General features: G+C 71.0%; 4 protein-coding genes. 1 reads left to right on the top strand and 3 read right to left on the bottom strand.

Features of this window, described 5'->3' with window-relative positions; genetic code table 11:
• Positions 1-122: 122 nt before the first annotated feature.
• From QMF80_RS37565 to QMF80_RS37575, 3 genes are all read right to left on the bottom strand, one after another.
• Entirely contained in the window at positions 123-674 is a 552-nt protein-coding gene (locus tag QMF80_RS37565; protein ID WP_283461874.1) for a GNAT family N-acetyltransferase, read from the bottom strand.
• A gap of 116 nt (positions 675-790) precedes the next feature.
• Positions 791-3010 carry an NADP-dependent isocitrate dehydrogenase gene (locus tag QMF80_RS37570; protein ID WP_283461877.1) on the bottom strand — a complete coding sequence of 740 codons (2220 nt, stop codon included), beginning with the start codon at positions 3008-3010 and terminating at the stop codon, positions 791-793.
• Positions 3011-3207: 197 nt separating this feature from the next.
• Entirely contained in the window at positions 3208-3558 is a 351-nt protein-coding gene (locus QMF80_RS37575) for a DUF805 domain-containing protein (protein WP_283461878.1), read from the bottom strand.
• A gap of 232 nt (positions 3559-3790) precedes the next feature.
• Here QMF80_RS37575 and QMF80_RS37580 point away from each other — a divergent pair, with 232 nt between their 5' ends.
• The gene (locus tag QMF80_RS37580) at positions 3791-4876 is read left to right on the top strand and encodes an NAD-dependent epimerase/dehydratase family protein (protein ID WP_283461880.1); all 1086 of its coding nucleotides are present in this window, start codon (positions 3791-3793) and stop codon (positions 4874-4876) included.
• The last annotated feature ends 60 nt before the right edge of the window (positions 4877-4936 follow it).

A 4936-nucleotide genomic window follows, 5' to 3' on the forward strand; every position in this document is an offset into this window, starting at 1 on the left:
CCTTCAACTCGTCGTCGATCCGGGCATAGAGTGCTGTGGCGAGGGTGTCCAAGTCGGTCTTCACACACAGACTCTGGATGCCCTCGTCCTATGTCCGCAGGTCATCCCTTGGACTCATTCATCTAGTGCTGTGGCCGGTCGGCGGGCGGCTGCCACTCCTCGGACAGCAGCCCGAGGATCACCTCGTCGACGAACGCGCCGTACACCCAGCCCGAGCGGCGCAGGGTGCCCTCGACGACGAATCCGGCGGCCTCCGCGGCCCGGATCATCGCGGTGTTGTCGGCCAGGGTCTCCACCTGGAGGCGGTTCAGCCCGCGCACGGTGAACCCGTAGTGGCACAGCAGTTGGACCGTCTCCTGCCCGAGCCCGCGGCCGCGGCTGCCGGGCCGCAGGGACAGGCCGAGGTGGGCGAAGCGGTTGTGGGTGTCGATGCCCCAGAGCAGGGCCTCGCCGGCCAGCTCCCCGGACTTCATGTCGATCACCGAGAAGGAGTCCGCCCGGTCGCCCGGCGCGGCGGGCTCGTACGGGGAGTGCCCGCCCGCGAGGGGCAGGGGCCGCCAGGGCCGGGAGTCGGCCCGCGAGTGGGTGGGTACGTCGTCGTACAGCTCGGAGTGGAGGATGGCCACGTCGTCGGGGTGCCGGGCACGCAGCCCGGCCAGTTGTCCACTGATCACCTGGTATTACTAGCCGCTCGCCCGCTCCCGCCACAACAGGATTACGGCCCCGGACACACGACCGCCCCGGCCAAAGGAGTCCGGCCGGGGCGGTCCACCGCGAGGCGGGGGGCGGGTCAGCCCAGGATCGCGAGCGCCTGGTTCAGCGCCGCGGACGGACGCATGATGGCCGTGGCCTTGGTGACGTCGGGCTGGTAGTAGCCACCGATGTCGGCCGGGGAGCCCTGGACCGCGATGAGCTCGTCGACGATCGTCGACTCCTGCTCGCCGAGGCTCTTGGCCAGGGCCTCGAAGGAGGCCGCCAGTTCGGCGTCCTCGGTCTGGCGGGCCAGCTCCTGCGCCCAGTACAGGGCGAGGTAGAAGTGGCTGCCGCGGTTGTCGATGCCACCGAGGCGGCGGCTCGGCGACTTGTCCTCGTCCAGGAACGTACCGGTGGCGCGGTCCAGGGTGTCGGCCAGCACCTGGGCGCGGGCGTTGCCGGTGGTCTGCGCGAGGTGCTCGAAGGAGACGGCCAGCGCGAGGAACTCGCCCAGGCTGTCCCAGCGCAGGTAGTTCTCCTTGACGAGCTGCTGCACGTGCTTCGGGGCGGAGCCGCCCGCGCCGGTCTCGAAGAGGCCGCCGCCGTTCATCAGCGGAACGACCGACAGCATCTTGGCGCTGGTGCCCAGCTCCAGGATCGGGAAGAGGTCGGTCAGGTAGTCGCGCAGCACGTTGCCGGTCACCGAGATGGTGTCCTCGCCGCGGCGGATGCGCTCCAGGGAGTAGGCGGTGGCCTTCTCCGGCGACAGGATCTCGATGGTCAGACCGTCGGTGTCGTGATCGGCGAGGTAGGTCTTCACCTTGGCGATCAGCTGCGCGTCGTGCGCGCGGGTCTCGTCCAGCCAGAACACGGCCGGGGAGCCGGTGGCGCGGGCGCGCGTGACGGCGAGCTTGACCCAGTCCTGGATCGGCAGGTCCCTGGTCTGGCAGGCGCGGAAGATGTCACCGGCGGCGACCTCCTGCTCCAGGACCGTGTTGCCCTCGGTGTCGACGAGGCGGACGGTGCCCGCGGCGGCGATCTCGAAGGTCTTGTCGTGGCTGCCGTACTCCTCGGCCTTCTGGGCCATGAGGCCGACGTTCGGCACCGAGCCCATGGTGGCCGGGTCGAAGGCGCCGTGCGCGCGGCAGTCGTCGATGACGACCTGGTAGACACCGGCGTAGCTGCTGTCCGGGAGGACCGCGAGGGTGTCGGCCTCGGCGCCGTCCGGGCCCCACATGTGGCCGGAGGTGCGGATCATCGCGGGCATGGAGGCGTCGACGATGACGTCGCTCGGGACGTGCAGGTTGGTGATGCCCTTGTCCGAGTCGACCATCGCGAGGGCCGGGCCCTCGGCGATCTCGGCGTCGAAGGAGGCCTTGATCGCGTCGGCGTCGGGCAGCGCGCCCAGGCCGTTCAGGATGGTGCCCAGGCCGTCGTTCGGGGAGAGGCCCGCGGCGGCGAGGGTCTCGCCGTAGCGCGCGAACGTCTTCGGGAAGAAGGCGCGGACGACGTGACCGAAGACGATCGGGTCGGAGACCTTCATCATCGTGGCCTTGAGGTGCACCGAGAAGAGCACGTTCTCGGCCTTGGCCCGCTCGATCTGGCCGTTCAGGAAGGTGCGCAGCGCGTCGACGCGCAGCACGGAGGCGTCGACGACCTCACCGGCGAGGACCGGCACGGACTCGCGCAGCACGGTGGTCGCGCCGTCCTTGGCGACGAACTCGATGCGCAGCGAACCGGGCGCGTCGATGACGGCGGACTTCTCGGTGGAGCGGAAGTCGTCGGCGCCCATGGTGGCGACGTTGGTCTTCGACTCGGCGGTCCAGGCGCCCATGCGGTGCGGGTGGGCCTGGGCGTACTTCTTGACCGAGGCGGGGGCGCGACGGTCGGAGTTGCCCTCGCGCAGGACCGGGTTGACGGCGCTGCCCTTGATCTTGTCGTAGCGGGCGCGGGTGTCGCGCTCCTCGTCGGTCTTCGGGTCGTCCGGGTAGTCCGGAAGCGCGTAGCCCTGGCCCTGAAGCTCGGCGACCGCGGCCTTGAGCTGCGGGATCGAGGCCGAGATGTTGGGCAGCTTGATGATGTTCGCGCCGGGGGTCTTGGCCAGCTCGCCCAGCTCGGCGAGGGCGTCCTCGATGCGCTGCTCCGCCTCGAGACGCTCGGGGAAGCTCGCGATGATCCGGCCGGCCAGCGAGATGTCCCGCGTCTCCACGCGCACGCCTGCGGTCGAGGCGTAGGCCTGGACCACGGGCAGGAACGAATGGGTGGCCAGGGCCGGGGCCTCGTCAGTGTGCGTGTAGATGATGGTCGAGTCAGTCACCGGATGCTCCGCTCCACAGTCTGCGTCTCTCGTCTGCAACATTGCTCGACATCAAGATATCTCGTGATCGGCCCGGCTCCGACAGCCCCCTGCCGCTGCTCGTACGAGAGACGCGTCACCCCCGGAAACCGGCGGGAGCGCCCGCACGGACGCGTGGCGTCGGTGCGGGCGCTCCCAGTGCGCGGTGCGGGGGGACCTCAGGCGGCGAGCTTGGGGTTCGGGCCGTACTGGTTGGGCTGCGCGTTGCCCTCGGTGGCCATCAGGACGATCAGCCAGATGCCGCCGATGAGCGGGACGATGGCGATCAGCATCCACCAGCCGGACTTGCCGGTGTCGTGGAGGCGGCGGACGCCGACCCCCAGCGCGGGCAGGAGGACCGCCAGCGCGTAGAGCGCGTAGAGCAGCGGGTAGGTGCCGAGCAGGCTGTCGACGATCGCGACGATGATCAGCGCGAGAAGGTTGAAGAGTACGAACATCCAGTACTCCTGGCGCCGCGAGCGGCCGGAGAAGTCGACGTAACGCTTGAGCACATCGGTGTACCAGTGCATGTGTCCCCCCAGAGGACGGAATTCGGCGGCCCGTCCTGGTGGAGCAAGCCGGGGCAGAACTTATGCCCCCTTTACGTCTCGGTCAAGCTGTCACACAAGACATGGCAAGACCTACTTTCCGGCCGTTCAGTGGCCAAAAACCATGTTTACGGGCGGCCTTGGGGATGACGGAAGTCTTACGCCGGGGCGTGGGAACCCCCGACCGGGCCCGCTCTTCCGTAGCGTCCGCCGCATGCGAGTACTCGTCACAGGCGGAGCCGGTTTCATCGGCTCGCACATCGTCGGGGCGCTGCGGCGCCGTGGTCACGAACCGGTCGTCATGGACGCCCTGCTGCCCGCCGCGCACCCGGGCCCGGCCCGGCCGCCGGAGCCCGCCGACGTGGAGTTCGTACGGGCGGACGTCCGGGACGCGGAGGCGGTACGGGCCGCCCTGCGCGGAGTGGAGGCGGTGTGTCACCAGGCCGCGATGGTCGGCCTCGGCAAGGACTTCGGGGACGCCGCCGCGTACGTCGGCTGCAACGACCTGGGCACCGCGGTACTGCTGGGCGAGATGGCCGCGGCGGGGGTGCGCGCGCTGGTCCTGGCGGGGTCGATGGTGGTCTACGGCGAGGGGCGCTACGACTGCCCCGCGCACGGTGTGGTGCGCCCGGCCCCGCGCCGGGTCGAAGACCTGGGGGCGGGCCGGTTCGAGCCCAACTGCCCTGCCTGCGGCGCCGGGCTGACACCGGGTCTGGTCACCGAGGACGCCCCGGTGGACCCGCGCAACGTGTACGCGACGACGAAGCTCGCCCAGGAGCACCTGGCGGCCTCCTGGGCCCGCTGCGTGGACGGCCGCACCCTCTCGCTGCGCTACCACAACGTGTACGGGCCGGGGATGCCGCGCGACACCCCCTACGCGGGGGTGGCCTCCTTCTTCCGCTCCTCCCTGGCCCGCGGCGAGGCCCCCCGGGTGTACGAGGACGGCGCCCAGCGGCGGGACTTCGTCCACGTCCGGGACGTGGCGGCGGCCAACGTCACGGCCCTGGAGGCGCTCGGCACGCGCGCGGCGGGCACCGCGGCGGCCTACAACACCGGCAGCGGGGACCCGCACACGGTGGGCGAGATGGCCACGGCCCTGGCAACCGCCCACGGCGGCCCGGCCCCGGTGGTGACGGGCGAGTTCCGCCTCGGCGACGTCCGCCACATCACCGCGGACTCCACCCGCCTGCGCCACGACCTCGGCTGGCGCCCGGAGATCACCTTCACGGCGGGCATGACGGAATTCGCCCACGCGGAACAACGCTCCCCCGGGGGCGACCCCAGCCTCGCCGGCGTTTGAGGCGCGGTAGCAGCCTCGCCGGCGCTTGAGGCCCAACCCCAGCCTCGCCGGCGCTTGAGG

Origin of the sequence: Streptomyces sp. G-G2 (assembly GCF_030063135.1) — a bacterium.
GTDB lineage: Bacteria > Actinomycetota > Actinomycetes > Streptomycetales > Streptomycetaceae > Streptomyces.

Coding starts and splice junctions, on each gene's coding strand:
- QMF80_RS37575 (WP_283461878.1), bottom strand. CDS start 3,558: ATGCACTGGTACACCGATGTGCTCAAGCGTTACGTCGACTTCTCCGGC.
- QMF80_RS37580 (WP_283461880.1), top strand. CDS start 3,791: ATGCGAGTACTCGTCACAGGCGGAGCCGGTTTCATCGGCTCGCACATC.